Raw genomic sequence first — 19,854 nt, forward strand, 5'->3', positions numbered from 1 at the left:
TTTACTTGACGTCTGCCGCGACTTTCAGCGACACGATCTTGTCGGGATCCTGCACCGGCTCGCCGCGCTTGATCTTGTCGACGTTCTCCATGCCTTCGATGACCTGGCCCCAAACCGTGTACTGGCGGTTGAGGAAGGCCGCGTCGTCGAAGCAGATGAAGAACTGCGAGTTCGCCGAATTCGGGTTCTGGGCCCTAGCCATCGAGCAGGCGCCGCGGCCGTGATTGGCATTGGAGAACTCGGCCTTGAGGTCCGGCTTGTCGGAGCCGCCCATGCCCGCGCGCGACGGCGCATAGGTGGGCTTGCTCGAATTGCCGAACTTGACGTCGCCGGTCTGCGCCATGAAGCCGTCGATGACGCGGTGGAACACCACGCCGTCATAGGCGCCTTCGCGCGCGAGTTCCTTGATGCGGGCGACGTGCCCGGGCGCCAGCTCAGGATACATTTCAATGACGACCGGGCCCTTGGTGGTTTCCATGATGAGCGCGTTCTCGCGGTCCTTGATCTCAGCCATGTCGGAAAATCCTTTGAAAATTGAGGGAGTTACTTACTGTCGGCGGCGATGCGAACCTTGATCATGCGGTCGGGGTCGGTGACCGTGCCGTTGTCCGCCTCGTCGCCCTTCTTGATCTTGTCGACGATATCCATGCCGCCGACCACCTTGCCGACGATGGTGTATTGGCCGTCGAGGTTCGGCGCCGGCGCGAACATGATGAAGAATTGCGAGTTGGCCGAGTTCGGGTCCTGCGAACGGGCCATGCCGACCACGCCACGCGCGAACTGCTCGCTCTGCGAAAACTCGGCCGGCAGGTCGGGAAGATCGGAGCCGCCGGTGCCGACGGCTTCGGGGTTGAACCCCTTCTTCATGTTGCCGAATTTGACGTCGCCCGTCTGCGCCATGAAGCCGTCGATGACGCGGTGGAAGGCGACGTTGTCGTAGGCGCCGTCGCGCACCAGCTTCTTGATCTGCGCGACATGCTTGGGCGCCAGATCGGGACGCAACGCGATGGTCACGTCGCCGTCCTTGAGCATGATGATCATGGTGTTTTCCTTGTCGGCGGCGACGGCGGGCAAGGACGCCGCGAAAAGGCCGGCAAGCACGACAAGGAACGAAGCGAGCTTCTGCAGCTGCATGGGTATCTCCGGGAAAGCCTATTTGGTGAACTTGGCGGCGAGCGCGCCGGCAACGGCCGCAGGCACGAACGGGCGGATATCGCCGCCCATCGACGCAATCTGGCGCACAAGTGTGGCGGTAATGGTGCGCACCGAAGGGCTGGCGGGCAGAAAAACTGTCTGCAATTCCGGCGCCATCGTCTCGTTCATGCCGGCCATCTGCATTTCGTAATCGAGGTCGGTGCCATCGCGCAGCCCCCGGATCATGATCGAGGCGCCGTGCTTGCGGGCCGCGTCGATGACCAGCCCGTCGAAGGACACGACCTTGATACGATCGCTGTCGCGACCGAATTCGGCCTTGGTTGCGGCCTCGATCAGCTCAACGCGTTCCTCGAAGGAAAACAACGGCTTCTTGCCCGGATGAATGCCGATCGCCGCGTAGACGATGTCGGCCACCGCCAGCGACGCTTTCAGCACATCGAGATGGCCATTGGTCAGCGGGTCGAAAGAGCCGGCGTAGAGGGCGGTGCGTTCGGTCATGGCAGGCTTCTAGCGAGCCTCTCGAACAAAGGCAAATCTCATTGATTGCCTAGGGCAATTCCAGGAAAAGTGTGAGCAGTTTTCCGTCCGGAATTGCGCCAAAACGAGGAGGCAGAGCGGTTTGCCGTTTCCGTGAAACGGTGAAACGCTCTGCCCGTGAACCTTTTCGCGCCGATGAACGACAGATGAACGCGGCAATCACGAATGTTTCACTCAGCGTTCACTAGGTTGCCGCTTCAAGGGATGAAACCAAATCCCCATGTCATCGTTGTAAGCCCAGGAGAACACGCAAATGCTGATCTATATGCTTGCCACTGCAATGACCATTGTGATGCTGATCGCGACTGCATTCGGGTTGCATCAGGAAGCAGCACGGGTGCGCGTCAAGGCCAATACCAAGCGGCTCGATGGTTTCGCCCATCGCAACGTCTACCGTCGCCACTAATCATGATCGCACCGGCCCAGAGGGGCCGGTGAAGCTTGAACCTATTCGCCTTCGCTCATGTCGTCGGTGCCGGTCTCGCCTGAAGCCACGTCTTCCGCCTCTTCGTCCGACTGCGGTTCCGAAATCCGCTCCACCGATACAACCTTCTCGCCTTCGGCCGTGTTGAAGATCGTCACGCCCTTGGTGGCCCGGCTGGCGAAGCGTATGCCGTTGACCGGCACGCGGATGACCGTGCCGCCGTCCGAAACCAGCATGATCTGATCGTCATTGCCAACCGGGAAAGTCGCGACCAGCCGGCCGATCTCGGCTACCTTCGACACATCGGTGGCCCGGATACCTTTGCCGCCGCGGCCCGTCAGCCGGAAATCGTAGGACGACGAGCGCTTGCCGTAGCCATATTCGGTCACCGTGAGCACAAGCTTCTCATGCGCCTTGAGGAACTCGTAACGCTCCTCGGAAAGCTCGGCTTCCTCGCCGATTTCCTCATTGGTGAGCGCGATCTCCTCTTCCTCGCCGGCTCCGCCGGCGGCAAACCTGCGCTCCGCCGCGGCGCGCTTCAGATAGGCCGCGCGCTCTGCGGGCGACGCATCGACGTTCTCGATGATGGACATCGAGATGATGCGGTCGGTCTCGGCCATGGTTATGCCGCGCACGCCGATGGAATTGCGGCTCTGGAACACACGCACATCGGAGACCCGGAAACGGATGCACTGGCCGGAATTCGCGGTCAGAAGCACATCGTCATTGTCGGTGCAGGTCTCGACGCCGAGGATCTCGTCGCCCTCTTCCTCCAGCTTCATGGCGATCTTGCCGTTGCGGTTGACCTGGACGAAGTCGGACAGCTTGTTGCGGCGCACGGTGCCGCGCGTGGTCGCGAACATCACATCGAGCTCGCCCCAGCTGGTTTCGTCCTCCGGCAGCGGCATGATCGTCGTGATGCGCTCGCCCTGCTCGAGCGGCAGCATGTTGATCAGCGCCTTGCCGCGCGATTGCGGGTTGCCGATCGGCAGCCGCCAGACCTTTTCCTTGTAGACGATGCCGCGCGATGAGAAGAACAGCACCGGCGTGTGCGTGTTGGCCACGAACAGGCGGGTGACGAAATCCTCCTCCTTGGTCGACATGCCGGAGCGGCCCTTGCCGCCGCGGCGCTGCGCCCGGTAGAGCGAAAGCGGCACGCGCTTGATGTAGCCGGAATGGCTGACGGTGACGACCATGTCCTCGCGCTGGATCAGGTCCTCGTCTTCCATATCCGAACCGCCGTCGGTCAGCTCGGTGCGGCGCGGTGTGCCGAACTCGTCGCGGACCGCGACCAGCTCGTCCTTGACGATCTGCTGGATGCGCGCGCGCGATGACAAAATATCAAGGAAATCGACGATTTCAGCGCCGATCTGGTTCAATTCGTCGGCGATCTCGTCGCGGCCGAGGGCGGTCAGGCGCTGCAGGCGCAGGTCAAGAATGGCGCGCGCCTGTTCCTCGGACAGATTATAGGTGCCGTCTTCGTTGATGCGATGGCGCGGATCGTCGATCAACTGGATCAGCGGAGCGACATCGTGTGACGGCCAGCGCCGCTCCATCAACTGCTCGCGTGCCGTCTGCGGATCCGGCGCGGTGCGGATCAGCTTGATCACCTCGTCGATGTTGGCGACCGCAATCGCCAGACCGACCAACACATGCGCCCGCTCGCGCGCCTTGCGCAGCAGATACTTCGTGCGACGGCTGACGACTTCCTCGCGGAAGCCGACAAAGGCCTTCAGCATGTCGATCAGCGTCAGCACTTCCGGCTTGCCGCCGTTGAGCGCCACCATATTGGCGCCGAACGAGGTTTGCAGCGGCGTGAAACGGTAGAGCTGGTTGAGGACAACGTCGGCTACGGCGTCGCGCTTCAACTCCACTACGACGCGGTAGCCCTGGCGGTCGCTCTCGTCGCGGATGTCGGAAATGCCCTCGATGCGCTTGTCGCGGACCAGCTCGGCCATCTTCTCGATCATCGAGGCCTTGTTCACCTGATAGGGAATCTCGGTGACGATGATGGATTCGCGGTCATTGCCGCGCTGCTCGATCTCGACTCGGCCGCGCATGACGATCGAGCCGCGGCCCGTCGAATAGGCATTGTAGATGCCCGAACGGCCAAGCACGATGCCGCCGGTCGGGAAATCCGGACCGGGCACGATCTCCATCAGCGCCGTCAGGTCGACCGCCGGATTGTCGATGAGAGCGATGGCGCCGTTGCAGACCTCGACGAGATTGTGCGGTGGAATGTTGGTGGCCATGCCGACGGCGATGCCGCCGGAGCCGTTGACCAGAAGGTTCGGGAAGCGGGCCGGCAGTACCTTGGGCTCGCTGCCGGACGCGTCGTAAGTATCCTGGAAATCGACGGTTTCCTTGTCGATGTCCTCCAAGAGCTCATGCGCGACCTTGGTGAGCCTGGATTCGGTGTAGCGCATCGCCGCCGGCGGATCGCCGTCGATCGAGCCGAAATTGCCCTGACCGTCGATCAGCGGCACGCGCAGCGACCAGTCCTGCGCCATGCGCACCAGCGCGTCATAGATCGAGGCATCGCCATGCGGATGGTATTTACCCATCACGTCGGCGACCGGGCGGGCCGATTTCACATATTTGCGGTTCCAGTGGTAGCCGCTCTCATGCGAGGCATAGAGGATGCGGCGATGCACCGGCTTCAGGCCGTCGCGCACGTCGGGCAGCGCACGGCTGACGATCACGCTCATGGCGTAATCGAGATAGGAGCGCTGCATCTCCTCGATGATCGAAATCGGCTCGATGCCGGTGGGGCCGCCGTCCGGCCCGCGCGGTGTCTTCTGGTCGGTCAAATCAGGTCACAATCCAGTCGGGAATCACTCACCGCTTATATAGGAAGCCTCGCCGAAACTCCAATGTCAGCCGGACTTTTCCAGAGACAATTTTGATGGCAATTTCAAATGGATATCGCTGATTGCGACGATATGGCCAAGGTCGATTTCGCTTCGGCCGGCGTCAGCGTCCTCTGGTCCGTCTGGCGCGATAGGCGCCGGGAGCTTGTCCCATCTCGCGCCGGAACCGGCGGTTGAAGGTCGACAGATCGTTAAAGCCAGCATCGAAGGCGATCGTCGAGATCGCCGCGCCCGAGCTGCGCAGACGCACCGCGGCGCGGTGCAGCCTCGTCCTCAGCAGGAACTGATAGGGCGTCATGCCAGCAACCTGCCGGAACGTGCGCAGGAAGTGAAACGGGCTTGTCGCCGTGCCGGCGGCGAGCTTGGTCAGCGACAATGGTCGATCGGCGTTGAGCTCGATCAGCCGCACCGCCTCGGCAACGCGTTTCTGGTCGCGGCGGCTGGGCGCCCGGCTAGGTGTGGAAGTGTCGGCCGCAGCCGTAGCGACCGCCCCGGCCATGCGCAGGCCGAGTTCCTCGAATGCCTCGCCGTCGCCCGCTTCCCGTGCCGCTTCCGCCTCGGCCAGCAGAGGCGCCAGCGCCGGCAAGGGCGGCAGGCGCGGATGGGTAAAGCCGAGCCGTTTCACATCCGGCAGGTCGGCCAGGACGCGCTCCAGATAGGCCGGCGAAAAATGGAAGGAGAGGCAGCGGTCGCCGGCGCCGTGCTCATGCCCGCATTCATAGCAGGCGCCGGGATTGCCGAGCAGGATGGCGCCCGGCGCCAGCATCGCCGTGCCTTGGCGCGTGCGATAGCGGAACGCGCCCCTGGTCACGGCGGCGACGCAAAAGCTGCAATGCTCTTCCTCGAATGGCTTGTCGCCGGCGATGGCCGTGCACACGACGTCGGACACCTGCCAGCCATGTCCGGAAGCCAGAGTTTTCTGCGCGGTCGCCATGGCTGAAAGATAGCAATTTTTCCCAAGCGCAGAACCCTGCCATACCGCTATTGCTGGCCCTCTCCTGACAAACGAGGCAGCAACAATGACAGATCCCTTTGCCGAGGCCCTGCACAGCGACGGCCCAAAACCGGACCTTGCCGAGAAGCTGAGGCTCTATGGCCGCTTCATCGGCGCCTGGACGTTCGATGCCACACGCATTCTCGAGGATGGCACAAGGCTCACGGGTCGCGGCGAAGTGCATTTCGGCTGGGTTCTCGAAGGCCGCGCCGTGCAGGACGTCTGGATCTTGCCCGCGCGGAACACCGGGGCCCAGACTTCGCTCGGAGCATGGACCTTCTACGGCACCACATTGCGTGTCTACGATCCGGGCGCCGACGCCTGGCATATCTTCTGGAGCGATCCGCGCAACCAGTATTACAGCCGCCAACTCGGCCACGCCGAGGACGGCACGATCGTCCAGGTCGGTACCGACGGCACCGGCGCGTCTGTGCGCTGGAGCTTTTCACGCATTACCGAAAAATCGTTTCGCTGGCTCGGCGAGCGCTCGCATGATGGCGGCGCGACCTGGCGCATGGAGGTCGAGCTTCTGGCTCGCCGCCTAAATGAACCTCGATAGCGATCGAAAAGCCGCAAGGAATTGAAAGTAGCGATCCTTCGCGCCTGCTTTCACAGCTTCGCACACCATTTCCTTCCGCTTTCCAGCGCCCGGGCTTTGCTCTACCAATTGCGGAGACTGGGCTTCGCCCGGCGGGAGGGGACCAGCGATGCCGAGTTTCGACAGCCTGTTCAACGCCTTCGTCACCATCCTGGTGACCATCGACCCGCCGGGACTGGCGCCGCTGTTCCTTGCCGTGACGCGCGGCATGAACCGTGACGAGCGCCAGCAGGTTTCGGTCCGCGCCTCGGTGATCGGCTTCCTGGTCATGGCGTTGTTTGCGATTGCCGGCGCCTCGATCCTGTCGGTGTTCGGCATAACGCTGCCGGCCTTCCGCGTCGCCGGCGGCTTCCTCTTGTTCTTCATCGCCTTCGAAATGGTGTTCGAGCGCCGCCAGGACCGCAAAGAGAAGATCGGCGACGTCGCCATCACCAAGGACATGATTCACAACATAGCCGCCTTCCCGCTGGCAATCCCGCTGATCGCCGGTCCGGGCGCCATCTCGGCAACCGTGCTGCTGGCGGGCTCCTTCCAGGGTTTTGGCGCACAGGCGGCGCTGGTCGGCATCATAGCGATCTGCCTGGTGATCACCTTTCTGGTTTTCGTGCTGTCCGAGCGCATCGACCGCATCCTCGGCCAGACCGGCCGCTCGATCCTGACCCGTCTGCTCGGTGTGATCCTCGCGGCGCTTGCCGTGCAGTTCGTGGCGGACGGCATCAAGGCGCTGATGGCCGCTTGAACAATATCCTAATGCCTAATGCCTAATGCCTAATGCCTAATGCCTACCGCCTTACTTCGCCGCCGTATCGACGATCTCGAAATCGTGCGTGATCGTCGCGGTCTTCGCCATCATGGCTGAAGCAGAGCAGTATTTTTCGATCGACAGATCGATCGCGCGTTTCACCTTGTCGTGCGACAGGGCCCTGCCCTTGACGATGAAATGCATGTGGATGCGGGTGAACACTTTTGGATCGGCCTCGGCTCGGTCGGCGTCGAGCTCGACCACGCAATCCTCGACCGCCTCGCGGCCCTTCTCGAGGATGTGCACGACATCATAGGCCGAGCAGCCGCCGGTGCCGATCAGCACCAGTTCCATCGGGCTCGGTCCCGGCGTCTTGCCATCCGGCCCGTGCGCCGTGCCCAGCACGACCTTGTGGCCGCTGCCGGACTCGCCGACGAAAGTGCGTTCCTCGACCCATTTGACGCGTGCTTTCACGTTGATCTTCCTTACGAGGTTTGCGTCGCCTACTGGCCGAACACGACGGCATGCATGATCCGGCCGGGCAGCAGCGTGAAGATGCCGGCGCCGACCAGCGCGAACAGATAGAGCTTGATCATGGCGCCGCGATGCGCGGTTACCTTATGCGTGTGCGCATACCAGGTCGCCAGCGGCACGGTGACCAGCACCAGGATCGACAACAGATGGATCGGGCTGAACGGACCGACGAGCCGGATCTGCTGGATCCAGAAGCTCGATATGGCGATGACCAGCATCAACGCCACCCAACTGTAGCCCAGCACACGATGACGCACAGTACCTTTCGGCAGCGCCAGCTGGGCGCCGCCGATGGCTAAAGCGGCGAAGGCCGCGAATGCATGCCACGGAATGGGAGGCGACGCCGACAAAAGCGGTCCGAGCGACATCACGCCTTCCCCTTAGACGGCCGTTTCGAGACGCTTAGAACGGGATCTCGTCGTCCAGCTCGCGTGACGAGCCGCCGCCACCGCCGCCCCTGGAGCTGCCACTGCCGCCGCGGTTGAAGCTTTCATTCGGGCTGGACTGGCCGAAATCCGAGCCACGGCTGTTGCCGCCGCCGGAATAATTGCCGACCTGGCCGCCGCCCCCCTCGCCGCGCGCGTCGAGCATCTGCAGCTCGCCTCGGAATTTCTGCAGCACGACCTCGGTGGTGTATTTGTCGGCACCGGTCTGGTCTTGCCATTTGCGGGTCTGCAGCTGGCCCTCGACATAGACCTTCATGCCCTTCTTCAAATACTGCTCGGCCACCTTGGCGAGCTGGTCGTTGAAAATGACGACGTTATGCCACTCGGTCTTTTCCTTACGCTCGCCCGAGTTCTTGTCGCGCCAGCTTTCCGACGTGGCGATGCGAATGTTGACGACCGGATCACCGGAATTCAGGCGGCGGATTTCAGGATCCGCTCCGAGATTGCCGACCAGAATGACCTTGTTGACGCTACCCGCCATCTTACTTCTCCGCGCTCATCCGAAACAAATTTCAAGTCGCTCACCTTACAGCCTGCAGGTCGTCGCCGCCCGCAAAAGGCTGGCTTTTCCCACAAGGTTTTTGTTCTCTTTTCGTTCTAGTCATAGCTGCACTTTCTGTCAAGGAATGTCAGCAAAGGCAGGCTTGAACGTGCGTCTTGATATGGCGATCAAATAGGAGCTTGCCAAATCGATAAGTATCGACTTATGCTTCTGCCATGATCGAAGCAGAGATTTTTCGCGCTCTGGCCGACCCGACGCGACGCGCGGTTTACGAGCGGCTGACCGCTGACGAGATGAGTGTGAGCGAGCTGCGCGCCGGCATGAGCGTGTCCCAGCCGGCGGTCTCGCAGCACCTTGCCGTGCTGCGAGGCGCCGGCCTGGTGGTCGAGCGACGCGCCGGCCGTAACGCCTATTACCGCGCCGATCCGCAAGGGCTCGACCCGCTGCTCGGCTGGATCGAACGCTACCGCGCCTTCTGGCCGGAACGCATCGAGAAGTTGAAGACGGTTCTGAAGGGAATGGACCAATGACGGCAACCGAAAACCCGACGGTCAATGAAGCGCCGCTCTGCTTTGAGTGCGACCTTCCAGATCCGCCGGAAAAAGTCTGGCGGGCATTGACCGAGCCGGAACTGCTGGCGGCCTGGATGATGCCGAACGACATGAAGGCGGAAGCCGGCGCCCGCTTTGCCTTTGCCGGACCGGATGAACCGATCGAATGCGAGGTGCTCGAGGCCGAGCACGGGAAGCTGCTGCGCTATTCCTGGCATCAGCGGCCCGACGCGAACGACCGCGACGGGTTTCCCGCCTTCGACAGCATCGTCACCTTCACGCTGGTGCGCACCGCCTCAGGCGGCACGCATCTCAGCATCGTCCATGACGGCTTCGTGCCGGTGGCGGAACCTGTCCTCGCCATTGCCGGAGCCGGCTGCGGGCTCTCGCTTCACGCGCGCAAGAACCCGATCGCCGCCAACGCGCCCTGCATGATGCTGCGCGCGGCCTGATCAACGAAAAAACCGAGGAGATCCGACATGAGCGCCCTGGCCAATCTGGTGCCGATGGTCATCGAGCAGTCGAGCCGCGGCGAACGCGCCTTCGACATCTTCTCGCGGCTGCTGCGCGAGCGCATCGTCTTCATCAACGGCGAGATCAACGACAGCGTCTCGGCGCTGGTCTGCGCACAGCTTCTGTCGCTGGAATCGGACCACCCCGACAAGGAAATCTCGATCTACATCAACTCGCCGGGCGGCATGGTGACCAGCGGCTTCGCCATCTACGACACGATGCAGTACATCTCCTGCCCGGTGTCGACGGTCTGCATGGGCTTTGCCGCCTCGATGGGCTCCTTCCTGCTGATGGCCGGCGCGCCGGGGCGGCGGATCGCGCTGCCCAACACGAGGATCGTGCTGCATCAGCCGCTGGGCGGCTTCCAGGGCCAAGCCTCAGACATCCAGCGCCATGCCGAGGACATCGTGCGCACCAAGCAGCATATGACCGAGCTCTACGCCAAGCATTGCGGCCGGACCTACGAGGAGGTCGAGCGCACGCTCGATCGCGATTACTTCATGAGCGCCGCGGAAGCCAAGACCTGGGGCCTTGTCGACCACGTCTACGACACCCGCAAGAAAGCGGCCTGACGCCTCGAGCCGGACGCGCGGCAAGTTATCGCCGCGCGACTGGCATCGCTCGAGCCGCGTCTCTATAGTCCGCGCATGATCGATCCATTCCAATCCAGGCATTTGTGCGTTGCCCTCGCCGCGCTTGCCGGCGTGCTGGTTGCCGGCGCCGCGCTTGCCGACGACAGCTCGGCGCAGAAGCTGCCCGGCGTCAGCGGCGACTACCGCATCGCCAAGCCGGCGCCGCAGCCGGAACCGGACGACGCGCAGCCCACCGGCAAAGGCGTCTCCTTCAAGATCGGCAACACCGATGTCAGGATCGGCGGCAGCATAACAATTGACATGGCCACGGGCGGCGCCCGGATCCCGAACCACTGATCGCGAGCGAGTCACACGCGAACACCACAAAATGTAAGCCCCATCCCTGCTGTGCAGACGGATGGGGCCTCATGGATCTGAAATCCAATTTTAGCCGGGAGTGTACTGCCGGCGTTCTGTTTCGGATGCAACGCGGCGTTCAGCCGACGATCCGACTATCGTCTCTAATTGTAGGGAATCGGCAAGTCACGGTTTGTCGGGCCGGCGTTTCAAGTCTGCCCTGGCACTTATGCCCGCCGCGGCTCCATCTCAGTGTGGAGCCTCAAGGGACTGTCCGGTGGCGTCATGCTCCGCTCCTGGGTCCGTTGCGACAATGTCGTTCGAAGCGCAAATCGCTGTCGCCTGCGGCGTCTCGCAGGCCGCCTGCTGAGCGGCGAGGCCATCGGAAGACGGCCGGCTTCGTTGACGCGTTTGAGACTGCTCCCCTGGGCCCGGGACGTCAACCGTTGAATAGTCGGTTACCGAAAAATGTGATCGCCTGGAGGTTACGTGCAGGTAAGTCGAGTGCTTCGAAACGCCGACTGCGCGTATCTCGGCCGCGATTGTTTCGACAACGCTCAGGCGATTGTTTCCACAACGCTTGAGCGATTGTTTCCACAACGCTTTGTCAGGAGCGTGTTCGACCTTTGTTCTTTCCGCTTGCCCGCTCGCGCGAAAGACGGTTAAACCCATGATCGGCTTGTCCCGTCGAGATTGTGGCGTCTCTCGACGTGGCGGTGAAAATACCTACATAGGGGATGGCCGGGACAATCCCGCCAATCCAGCAAATTCCAGATCTGAGGCGGCGACCGGCGATGGCCGACCATAAATACCTTTCCATTCGCGGGGCGCGCGAACACAATCTCAAGAACGTCGATCTCGACCTGCCGCGCGACAGCCTGATCGTCATGACCGGACTGTCGGGATCCGGCAAATCGTCGCTTGCCTTCGACACCATCTATGCCGAGGGCCAGCGCCGCTATGTCGAAAGCCTGTCGGCCTATGCCCGCCAGTTCCTCGAGATGATGCAGAAGCCGGACGTCGACCAGATCGACGGCCTGTCGCCCGCCATCTCGATCGAGCAGAAGACCACCTCGCGCAACCCGCGCTCGACCGTCGGCACCGTCACCGAAATCTACGACTATATGCGCCTGCTGTTCGCGCGCGTCGGCATCCCCTATTCGCCGGCCACCGGCCTGCCGATCGAAAGCCAGACGGTCAGCCAGATGGTCGACCGCGTGCTGGCGCTGGACGAGGGCACGCGCCTGTTCCTCTTGGCGCCCATTGTGCGCGGCCGCAAGGGCGAGTACCGCAAGGAACTCCTGGAACTGCAGAAGAAGGGCTTCCAGCGCGTCAAGGTCGACGGCGTCTTCTACCAGATCGCCGACGTGCCGGCGCTGGACAAGAAATACAAGCACGACATCGACGTCGTCGTCGACCGCGTCGTCGTGCGCGGCGACCTGGGCACGCGGCTCGCGGACTCGATCGAGACGGCGCTGAAGCTTGCCGAAGGTCTTGCCGTGGCCGAATTCGCCGACAAGCCGCTCGACGCCAGCCAGACCGGCGAGGATTCGGTCAACAAGTCGAAGAACGAGACGCATGAGCGCATCCTGTTCTCGGAAAAATTCGCCTGCCCGGTGTCCGGCTTCACCATTCCGGAGATCGAGCCCAGGCTGTTCTCCTTCAACAACCCGTTCGGCGCCTGCCCTACCTGCGACGGCCTTGGCAGCCAGCGCGCCATCGATCCCAACCTGGTCGTGCCGGACGAGAACGTCTCTTTGCGCGACGGCGCCATCAGCCCGTGGGCGAAATCGACCTCGCCCTATTACGCGCAGACGCTGGAAGCGCTGGGCAAGGTCTATGGCTTCAAGCTCGGCGACAAGTTCAAGGATCTGAGCGTCGAGGCCAAAGAAGCCGTGTTGCGCGGCACGGGCGAGCGCGAGATCACCTTCCAGTATGATGACGGCCTGCGCTCCTACAAGACGACTAAGACCTTCGAGGGCGTCATCCCCAATCTCGACCGGCGCTGGAAGGAAACCGAATCCGCCTGGATGCGCGAGGAGATCGAGCGCTTCATGTCGGCCACCCCCTGCCCCGCCTGCAACGGCTACCGCCTGAAGCCGGAAGCGCTGGCGGTGAAGATCGGCGGCAAGCATATCGGCGAAGTCACCGAGATGTCGATCCGCAAGGCCGACCAATGGTTCACGGACTTGCCGGCGCAGTTGAATGACAAGCAGAACGAGATCGCGGTCCGCGTGCTGAAGGAAATCTGTGAGCGGCTGCGCTTCCTCAACGATGTCGGCCTCGACTATCTGACCTTGTCGCGCAATTCCGGCACGCTGTCGGGCGGCGAGAGCCAGCGCATCCGGCTCGCTTCGCAGATCGGCTCCGGCCTCACCGGCGTGCTCTATGTGCTGGACGAGCCGTCGATCGGCCTGCATCAGCGCGACAATGCGCGCCTGCTCGATACGCTCAAGCACCTGCGCGACATCGGCAACACGGTGATCGTCGTCGAGCATGACGAGGACGCCATCCTGCATGCCGACTATGTCGTCGACATCGGCCCCGCGGCCGGCATCCATGGCGGCCAGATCATCGCGCAAGGCACGCCGCAGCAGATCATGGCCACACCTGCCTCGATTACCGGCAAATATTTGTCGGGCGAGCTCGAAGTGGCAACGCCCGCGGTGCGGCGCGAGGCGAAGAAGAACCGGCGCATCAAGGTGGTCGGCGCGCGCGGCAACAATCTCAAAAACGTGACGGCGGAAATCCCGCTTGGCACTTTCACTGCGGTCACCGGCGTGTCCGGCGGCGGCAAATCGACTTTCCTGATCGAGACGCTGTTCAAGGCGGCCTCGCGCCGCATCATGGGCTCGCGCGAGCATCCGGCCGAGCATGACCGTATCGAGGGCCTGGAGTTCCTCGACAAGGTCATCGACATCGACCAGTCGCCGATCGGCCGCACGCCTCGCTCCAACCCCGCGACCTATACCGGCGCCTTCACGCCGATCCGCGATTGGTTCGCAGGGTTGCCCGAAGCCAAGGCGCGCGGCTATCAGCCGGGCCGCTTCTCCTTCAACGTCAAGGGCGGCCGCTGCGAGGCCTGCCAGGGCGACGGCGTCATCAAGATCGAGATGCACTTCCTGCCCGACGTCTACGTCACCTGCGACGTCTGCCACGGCAAGCGCTACAATCGCGAGACGCTCGACGTGCTGTTCAAGGGCAAATCGATCGCCGACGTGCTCGACATGACGGTCGAGGAAGGCGTCGACTTCTTCTCGGCGGTGCCGGGCGTGCGCGACAAGCTGGAGACGCTGAAGCAGGTCGGCCTGGGCTACATCCATATCGGCCAGCAAGCGACGACTTTGTCGGGCGGCGAGGCGCAGCGGATCAAGCTCGCCAAGGAACTGTCGCGCAAGGCGACCGGCAAGACGCTCTACATCCTCGACGAGCCGACCACCGGCCTGCATTTCCACGACGTCGCCAAGCTGCTCGAAGTGCTGCACGAGTTGGTCGACCAGGGCAACACGGTGGTGGTCATCGAGCACAATCTCGAAGTGATCAAGACCGCCGACTGGGTGCTGGACCTCGGCCCCGAAGGCGGAGACGGCGGCGGCGAGTTGGTCGCATCGGGCACGCCGGAAGCGATCGTGCGCGAGAAGCGCAGCTACACAGGCCAGTTCCTCAAGGAGCTGCTGGAGCGGCGCCCCGGAGGCAAACGCGAAGCGGCCGAGTGATGACTGAAAACGGTCTCGTCTCCGTCGAAAGCCGCTTTGGAGTCGCGGAGACGGTCGATCGGCTCGTTGAAATCGTCACCGGCGCCGGACTGCGCGTCTTCGCCCGCATCGACCATGCCGCCGGCGCGCGCGAGATCGGTGCCGTGCTTCGTCCAACCGAATTGCTGATCTTCGGCCATCCGAAGGGTGGCACACCCTTGATGCAGGACCGGCAGCTTGCGGGCATCGACCTGCCGATCAAGGCGCTGGCCTGGGAAGACGAGCAAGGCAAGGTCTGGCTGTCCTACAACAGCCCACACTGGCTGGCGGAGCGCCACGGCCTCGGCGATGCAAGCCGCGACGCCGTCGCAGCCATAGCTGCCGGGATGCAGAAGGTTGTCGCGGCCGCTGCCGGAGTAGACCAATCATGAGACTGGCCCGCCTCGACGATCTCGCCGCCGTCGTCGCGCTGACTGCGAATGCCTATGCGCCTTACACGCCCATCTTCGGCGGGCCGCCGGTCCCGGTCACCGAGGATTACATACCGCGGATCGAGCGCGGCGAGGTCTGGCTGCTGGAAGAAGGCGCCGACCTTGGAGGACTGATCGTCCTCGAGCGTCATCCCGACCACGCCATGATCTTCAGCGTCGCCGTCGCGCCGGCTTTCCAAGGCAGGAGGCTCGGCATCGCGCTGCTCGATTTTGCCGACGAGCAGGCGCGGTCATGGGGCGCGCCGGAGGTGCGGCTCTACACCAATTCACGGATGGAGCGGAACATCGCGCTCTATTTGGCCTACGGCTATCGCGAAACGGGTCGCCGGGCCAACCCATACCGGCCAGGATGGACATTGGTCGACATGGTGAAGCCGGTCGACAGAGCCGCCTGATTCGTATTTCGAAAACACGGAGGAGGAAGACGATGAGCAGCCAAGGAACGATCCGCTCCGGCATGGGCGGCTGGACCTTCGAGCCCTGGGACACGTCCTTCTATCCGGACAAGCTGCCGAAGGCCAAGCAGCTGCACTACGCCACCCGGCAGGTGCCGAGCATCGAGGTCAACGGCACCTATTATTCCAGCTTCAAGGAACCGACTTTCGTCAAGTGGGCGAAAGAGGCCCCTGACGGCTTCGTCTATTCGCTGAAGGGCAACCGCTTCGTCACCAACCGCCGCGTGCTCGGCGAAGCGGGCGAATCGATGATGCGCTTTCTCGGCTCCGGCGTCGCCGCGCTCGGCGAGAAGCTAGGCCCGATTCTGTGGCAGTTCGCGCCGACCAAGAAATTCGACGCGGACGATTTCGAAGCTTTCCTGAAACTGCTGCCTGAAAAGCAGGACGGCGTGCCTCTGCGTCACGCGGTCGAAGTGCGGCACGACAGTTTTGTTGTGCCCGAATTCCCGGCGCTCGCCCGAAAATACAACGCCGCGATCGTCTATGCCGACCACGCAAAATATCCGGCGATCGCCGATGTAACCGGCGATTTCGTCTATGCGCGGCTGCAGACCGGCAGCGACGACAACCCCGACTGCTACACGCCGAAAGGCCTGGACGAATGGGCGGGACGCGTGAAGACATGGGCGCAAGGCAAGCAACCCGCCGACCTGCCGCGCGCCGATCCCAAGACCGATGCGCCGGTCAAGCCGCGCGACGTGTTCGCCTACTTCATCACCGAGGGCAAGGTGCGCGCTCCCTTCGGCGCCATGGCGCTGATGAAGCGGGTGACCGATTGAAGGGGCGAGCTCCGTCGGAACTTACGAGGCATCTTGACCGTTTTGTCTTTCTCGCCGGGAGCCGGTTTTCACAGCGGTTGAGCTTTCGCGGAACAATGGCCCAGGCTCCGGTATCGGGGGAGCCCGAAGAAAGCGAGGTGATATGGCTGTCATCCTCATCGGGGCATTGCTCATTGTCGCCGGCATCGTGTACATGGCAGGCGCGGTCCTCAGGCGCGGGAAACTCAGCGATCCGGCACCTGCAGCCTCGGATCGCCCGATGCCAAACCTTACAACGCCTGGCCCGACGCTTGAGCCACGCCGGCGCGGCCTCGGTTTCCTCGGCCTTTCACAGAACTGGCCAGGTCTGCTGATGATGGGCGTCGGCATCATCCTGCTGTTGTTGGTGGCGGTCCTCTGACGCCGCGGAATGATGGCATCTTCACCGCTATCGTAACGTAATCGATACTTCCTTGCTGCACTAATGCATCTACGTCAGGTTGCAGAAGCCCGGCGCCGGCAAGGACGCGTGAATGCTGCTCGACTACAATTCATTGCTGCTTGCCGTCGGCTTTTCGGCCGCTTGCCTCGGCCTCACGCTGTTCGGGACATGGCTGACCGCCCGTTCCGACAAGTTCCTGCTGACCTGGGCGATTAGCGTGCTGGTCGTGGTGGCCGAAGTCTTTGTCTACGAGGCATACATCGAGAGACCCGGAACGGCCCTTGGCGTGCTGACGTTGGCGCTGCTCTTGCTCGGCTTCTCGGTCATGCTGGGCGCTGCCCACCAGTTCAGGACCAGCCGCTCGCCCTTGCCGCTCATCGCGCTTGGCGTCGGCATGTCCTATGCTCTCGCGCTGCCGCCCATGGCGCTCGGCTATGACGGGCTGGGCTTCATGCTGGAAAACGCTCTGGCCGCGCTGTTGCTGTTCGGCACCGCATATCAATATTGGCGCGGTCGCGCGGAGGCGCCCGTCCATCTCATCGGCGTAGCGCTGCTCTATTCGCTGACCGCTGTGTCCTTCGTGCTGTGCGCCGCCGTGCTGGCATGGGACGGCAGGCTGGTTCTCGGCCACGCGCCGAGCAATTGGGCTGAGGATCTGAGCCTCGTCATCGTCATCGCCTCCATGACCGGTATCGGCGCATTGTCGCTGGCGCTCAACCAGGGGCGGCTCGCGCGCCACCATCAGCGCGAAGCGTACACCGATGCCTTGACCGGCCTTCTCAACCGCCGCGCCCTGTTCGACCTGCACGGCAAGATACCGGTCGGCGCCTTCACGGCTGTCGTGGTTTTCGACCTCGACGGCTTCAAGGCGATCAACGACCAGTTCGGTCACGCCGCGGGAGACGAAGTGTTGAAGGTCTTTGCCGAAGTGCTCTCCGCCGACCTGCGCCCGAGCGACTCCGTTGCCCGCATGGGTGGCGAGGAATTCGCCATGGTCTTGAGGCGCACCTTGCCCGAGTCGGCCGAGGCGACGGCCGAACGCGTCCGGGCCGCGTTCGCCGCGCGCACGGTCGAGACCGAGACCGGACCGCTGCGCTGCACGGTCAGCGCCGGCTTCGCATTTGGCAGCACGGATGGCATGAGCTTCGACAAAGTGCTCAGCGCCGCCGACAAGGCGCTCTATGCCGCCAAGCGCGGCGGCCGCAACCGCGTCCTGGATTTTCGCCGCGCCGGTTGAGTTTTACCGCCGCGTGCAAACTCTCAATGATGTGAGATCACTTCGTTGAAGGCGTCGAGATCGACATAGAAAACCTTGGTGATCTCATCCAGGAGATGATCTTCGTCATAGCCTTGCGACATCAGGATGTTGATCGCGGTCATGATGTCGACGCGCTCGGTGAGGCGCCGCTTTTGGTAGTCCTCGACAAAACGTTCCATCGCCGTCCCCTGGCAAAATTCTTTTTGGACGCATTGACCGACAATCACTGCGGAGAAAGCTAGGTGGATTGGCTTGCGTGGAACTTGCGGGCGGAGTCCGCGCCTTCCCCCTCATTCGCGACTGATACGGAAAGCGGCCGACTCACCAAGGCCAAGAAAAGACTAGCATGCGGTATTCAACGCGCCAGAGCTGGGGCTGGCCGGCGGAGAGAAATACTGGGGTTGCTGCCGCCTCGCGATGTCGACCGAAGTCGAGCAAACGATTCTAGACTGTCAGAAACTTCCGCACATCCGCCCGGTCGAGGTCTTCCGCGGGACCGGTATGCACGGTCTGGCCCCGATCCATGATGTTGACCTCGTCGGCAAGTTCCCGGCAGAAGTCGAGATATTGCTCGACCAGAAGCACGGCAATCCCCGCCTGGTCGCGCAGATACCGGATGGCGCGGCCGATATCCTTGATGATCGAAGGCTGGATGCCTTCGGTCGGCTCGTCGAGCACCAGGAGCTTGGGCCGCATCACCAGCGCGCGCCCGATGGCGAGCTGCTGCTGCTGGCCGCCGGACAGGTCGCCGCCGCGCCGCGACAGCATCTGCTTCAGCACCGGAAACAGCTCGAAGACATAGGCCGGAATGTTGCGGTCGGCGCGCGGCAGCGGCGCGAAGCCGGACTCCAGATTTTCGCGCACCGTCAGCAGCGGAAAGACTTCCCTGCCCTGCGGCACGAATGCAATGCCCGACCGGGCGCGGTCATACGCCGCGCTCCGGTCGAGCGCCTTCCCCTCGAAGGCAACGCTTCCGCTCGTCAGCCGGTGATGGCCGACGATCGATCTCATCAAACTGGTCTTGCCGACGCCGTTGCGGCCGAGCACGCAGGTGATCTTGCCGGCGCCGGCTTTCAGCGAAACGCCGCGCAGCGCTTGGGCGGCGCCGTAATGCAGCGTGGCATTGGAGACCTCGAGCATGATCAGCCCCTTCTCCAGCGCTTCAGGAGAGCGAAATCGAAACGGTGGAAGGGAACCCGCCAGACCATGCTCACCGCCCCAGATAGACTTCGACGACGCGCTCGTCGGACGAAACGAAATCGAGCGTGCCTTCCGACAGCACCGAGCCCTCGTGCAGGCAGGTGACCTTGACGCCGAGCTCGTGCACGAAATGCATGTCGTGCTCGACGACGATCACCGAATGGTCGCGGGCAATGTCCTTGAGCAGCCGCGCGGTCTCCTCGGTCTCGGCATCGGTCATGCCGGCGACCGGCTCATCGACGAGCAAAAGCTTTGGGTCCTGCGCCAGGAGCATGCCGATCTCCAGCCATTGCTTCTGGCCATGGCTGAGGTTGGCGGCGAGCTCGCCGCGCTTGTCGCCGAGACGGATGATGCCAAGGATATCGTCGATGCGCCGCGTCTCGGCCGCCGAACGGCGATGGAACAGCGCGGGGAAGATCGAGCGCGGCCCTTTTAGCGCCAGCATGAGATTGTCCTCGACGCTGTGGCTCTCGAAGACCGTCGGCTTCTGGAACTTGCGCCCGATGCCCATCATGGCGATCTCGGCCTCGTCGTGCCGGGTGAGATCGACCTCGCCGTCGAAGAACACTTCGCCCTCGTCCGGCCGCGTCTTGCCGGTGACGATATCCATCATCGTCGTCTTGCCGGCGCCGTTCGGTCCGATGATGGCGCGCATCTCGCCCTTGTCGAGCACCAGCGACAGCTTGTTGATGGCGCGAAAGCCATCGAAGGAAACCGAGACGCCGTCGAGATAAAGGATGGTGTTGGACTTGCTCATGAT

Annotated in this window: 24 protein-coding genes; 13 read left to right on the forward strand and 11 right to left on the reverse strand. The window is 63.0% G+C overall.

Annotated features, from left to right (window positions below; translation table 11 throughout):
• Position 1: 1 nt before the first annotated feature.
• The 3 genes from FJ425_RS02625 to coaD all read right to left on the reverse strand — a co-directional run bounded on the left by FJ425_RS02625 (position 2) and on the right by coaD (position 1,653).
• On the reverse strand, positions 2-514 hold the full coding sequence (locus FJ425_RS02625) for a peptidylprolyl isomerase (protein ID WP_095765300.1): 513 nt from the start codon (positions 512-514) through the stop codon (positions 2-4).
• Positions 515-543: 29 nt separating this feature from the next.
• Positions 544-1,041, reverse strand: coding sequence for a peptidylprolyl isomerase (locus FJ425_RS02630; RefSeq protein ID WP_246677861.1), 498 nt, complete (start codon positions 1,039-1,041; stop codon positions 544-546).
• A gap of 111 nt (positions 1,042-1,152) precedes the next feature.
• Positions 1,153-1,653: a pantetheine-phosphate adenylyltransferase gene (gene coaD / locus FJ425_RS02635; RefSeq protein WP_140721506.1), complete on the reverse strand. Its 501-nt coding sequence runs from the start codon at positions 1,651-1,653 to the stop codon at positions 1,153-1,155.
• 292 nt (positions 1,654-1,945) lie between these two features.
• On the opposite strand from coaD, the gene FJ425_RS02640 reads away from it, so the two are divergent.
• On the forward strand, positions 1,946-2,098 hold the full coding sequence (locus tag FJ425_RS02640; protein WP_095765297.1) for a hypothetical protein: 153 nt from the start codon (positions 1,946-1,948) through the stop codon (positions 2,096-2,098).
• A 41-nt stretch (positions 2,099-2,139) separates the two neighbouring features.
• Here FJ425_RS02640 and gyrA read toward each other — a convergent pair whose 3' ends face one another.
• Positions 2,140-4,926 carry a DNA gyrase subunit A gene (gene gyrA, locus FJ425_RS02645; protein ID WP_140721509.1) on the reverse strand — a complete coding sequence of 929 codons (2,787 nt, stop codon included), beginning with the start codon at positions 4,924-4,926 and terminating at the stop codon, positions 2,140-2,142.
• A 163-nt stretch (positions 4,927-5,089) separates the two neighbouring features.
• Complete coding sequence (locus tag FJ425_RS02650) at positions 5,090-5,920, reverse strand: AraC family transcriptional regulator (RefSeq protein ID WP_140721512.1); 831 nt, start codon at positions 5,918-5,920, stop codon at positions 5,090-5,092.
• An 85-nt stretch (positions 5,921-6,005) separates the two neighbouring features.
• Between FJ425_RS02650 and FJ425_RS02655 the strand changes: the two genes are divergently transcribed.
• Together FJ425_RS02655 and FJ425_RS02660 are read left to right on the forward strand one after the other, a co-directional pair.
• Positions 6,006-6,539: a hypothetical protein gene (locus FJ425_RS02655; protein ID WP_140721515.1), complete on the forward strand. Its 534-nt coding sequence runs from the start codon at positions 6,006-6,008 to the stop codon at positions 6,537-6,539.
• Between the two features lie 148 nt (positions 6,540-6,687).
• Complete coding sequence (locus tag FJ425_RS02660; protein WP_140721518.1) at positions 6,688-7,317, forward strand: MarC family protein; 630 nt, start codon at positions 6,688-6,690, stop codon at positions 7,315-7,317.
• A 51-nt stretch (positions 7,318-7,368) separates the two neighbouring features.
• Here FJ425_RS02660 and FJ425_RS02665 read toward each other — a convergent pair whose 3' ends face one another.
• From FJ425_RS02665 to FJ425_RS02675, 3 genes are read right to left on the reverse strand one after another with little or no spacing between them, the layout of a single operon-like run.
• Complete coding sequence (locus FJ425_RS02665; RefSeq protein WP_140721521.1) at positions 7,369-7,794, reverse strand: OsmC family protein; 426 nt, start codon at positions 7,792-7,794, stop codon at positions 7,369-7,371.
• Positions 7,795-7,823: 29 nt separating this feature from the next.
• Complete coding sequence (locus tag FJ425_RS02670) at positions 7,824-8,222, reverse strand: DUF2306 domain-containing protein (RefSeq protein WP_140721524.1); 399 nt, start codon at positions 8,220-8,222, stop codon at positions 7,824-7,826.
• 34 nt (positions 8,223-8,256) lie between these two features.
• Positions 8,257-8,781, reverse strand: a complete 525-nt coding sequence (locus FJ425_RS02675) for a single-stranded DNA-binding protein (protein WP_140696293.1) — start codon at positions 8,779-8,781, stop codon at positions 8,257-8,259.
• Between the two features lie 236 nt (positions 8,782-9,017).
• Here FJ425_RS02675 and FJ425_RS02680 point away from each other — a divergent pair, with 236 nt between their 5' ends.
• From FJ425_RS02680 to FJ425_RS02725, 10 genes are all read left to right on the forward strand, one after another.
• Positions 9,018-9,332, forward strand: coding sequence for a metalloregulator ArsR/SmtB family transcription factor (locus tag FJ425_RS02680; protein ID WP_140721526.1), 315 nt, complete (start codon positions 9,018-9,020; stop codon positions 9,330-9,332).
• On the forward strand, positions 9,329-9,805 hold the full coding sequence (locus tag FJ425_RS02685; RefSeq protein WP_140721529.1) for an SRPBCC domain-containing protein: 477 nt from the start codon (positions 9,329-9,331) through the stop codon (positions 9,803-9,805). Before FJ425_RS02680 ends, FJ425_RS02685 begins: the two co-directional genes overlap by 4 nt.
• A 27-nt stretch (positions 9,806-9,832) precedes the next feature.
• On the forward strand, positions 9,833-10,438 hold the full coding sequence (locus FJ425_RS02690; RefSeq protein ID WP_140627741.1) for an ATP-dependent Clp protease proteolytic subunit: 606 nt from the start codon (positions 9,833-9,835) through the stop codon (positions 10,436-10,438).
• Between the two features lie 75 nt (positions 10,439-10,513).
• Positions 10,514-10,795 (forward strand): hypothetical protein, encoded by a 282-nt coding sequence (locus tag FJ425_RS02695; protein ID WP_140627739.1) that lies wholly within the window; start codon positions 10,514-10,516, stop codon positions 10,793-10,795.
• A 794-nt stretch (positions 10,796-11,589) separates the two neighbouring features.
• Complete coding sequence (gene uvrA / locus FJ425_RS02700) at positions 11,590-14,511, forward strand: excinuclease ABC subunit UvrA (RefSeq protein ID WP_140721532.1); 2,922 nt, start codon at positions 11,590-11,592, stop codon at positions 14,509-14,511.
• A complete protein-coding gene (locus FJ425_RS02705; RefSeq protein WP_181175769.1) occupies positions 14,511-14,921 on the forward strand; it encodes a DUF302 domain-containing protein in 411 nt (136 codons plus the stop codon). Before uvrA ends, FJ425_RS02705 begins: the two co-directional genes overlap by 1 nt.
• Positions 14,918-15,376, forward strand: a complete 459-nt coding sequence (locus FJ425_RS02710) for a GNAT family N-acetyltransferase (protein WP_140721537.1) — start codon at positions 14,918-14,920, stop codon at positions 15,374-15,376. The genes FJ425_RS02705 and FJ425_RS02710 overlap by 4 nt, the downstream gene beginning before the upstream one ends.
• Before the next feature lie 32 nt (positions 15,377-15,408).
• The gene (locus FJ425_RS02715) at positions 15,409-16,215 is read left to right on the forward strand and encodes a DUF72 domain-containing protein (protein WP_140721540.1); all 807 of its coding nucleotides are present in this window, start codon (positions 15,409-15,411) and stop codon (positions 16,213-16,215) included.
• Between the two features lie 142 nt (positions 16,216-16,357).
• Positions 16,358-16,615 carry a hypothetical protein gene (locus FJ425_RS02720; protein WP_140546959.1) on the forward strand — a complete coding sequence of 86 codons (258 nt, stop codon included), beginning with the start codon at positions 16,358-16,360 and terminating at the stop codon, positions 16,613-16,615.
• Positions 16,616-16,727: 112 nt separating this feature from the next.
• Positions 16,728-17,873: a GGDEF domain-containing protein gene (locus FJ425_RS02725; RefSeq protein WP_140627719.1), complete on the forward strand. Its 1,146-nt coding sequence runs from the start codon at positions 16,728-16,730 to the stop codon at positions 17,871-17,873.
• A 23-nt stretch (positions 17,874-17,896) separates the two neighbouring features.
• Here FJ425_RS02725 and FJ425_RS02730 read toward each other — a convergent pair whose 3' ends face one another.
• From FJ425_RS02730 to urtD, 3 genes are all read right to left on the reverse strand, one after another.
• On the reverse strand, positions 17,897-18,073 hold the full coding sequence (locus FJ425_RS02730; RefSeq protein ID WP_095765283.1) for a hypothetical protein: 177 nt from the start codon (positions 18,071-18,073) through the stop codon (positions 17,897-17,899).
• A 265-nt stretch (positions 18,074-18,338) separates the two neighbouring features.
• Positions 18,339-19,034, reverse strand: a complete 696-nt coding sequence (gene urtE / locus FJ425_RS02735; protein WP_140721543.1) for an urea ABC transporter ATP-binding subunit UrtE — start codon at positions 19,032-19,034, stop codon at positions 18,339-18,341.
• Positions 19,035-19,104: 70 nt separating this feature from the next.
• Positions 19,105-19,851, reverse strand: coding sequence for an urea ABC transporter ATP-binding protein UrtD (urtD, locus tag FJ425_RS02740; RefSeq protein ID WP_140721546.1), 747 nt, complete (start codon positions 19,849-19,851; stop codon positions 19,105-19,107).
• Positions 19,852-19,854: the final 3 nt, after the last annotated feature.

Source organism: Mesorhizobium sp. B2-7-2 (assembly GCF_006440775.1).
Classification (GTDB): domain Bacteria; phylum Pseudomonadota; class Alphaproteobacteria; order Rhizobiales; family Rhizobiaceae; genus Mesorhizobium.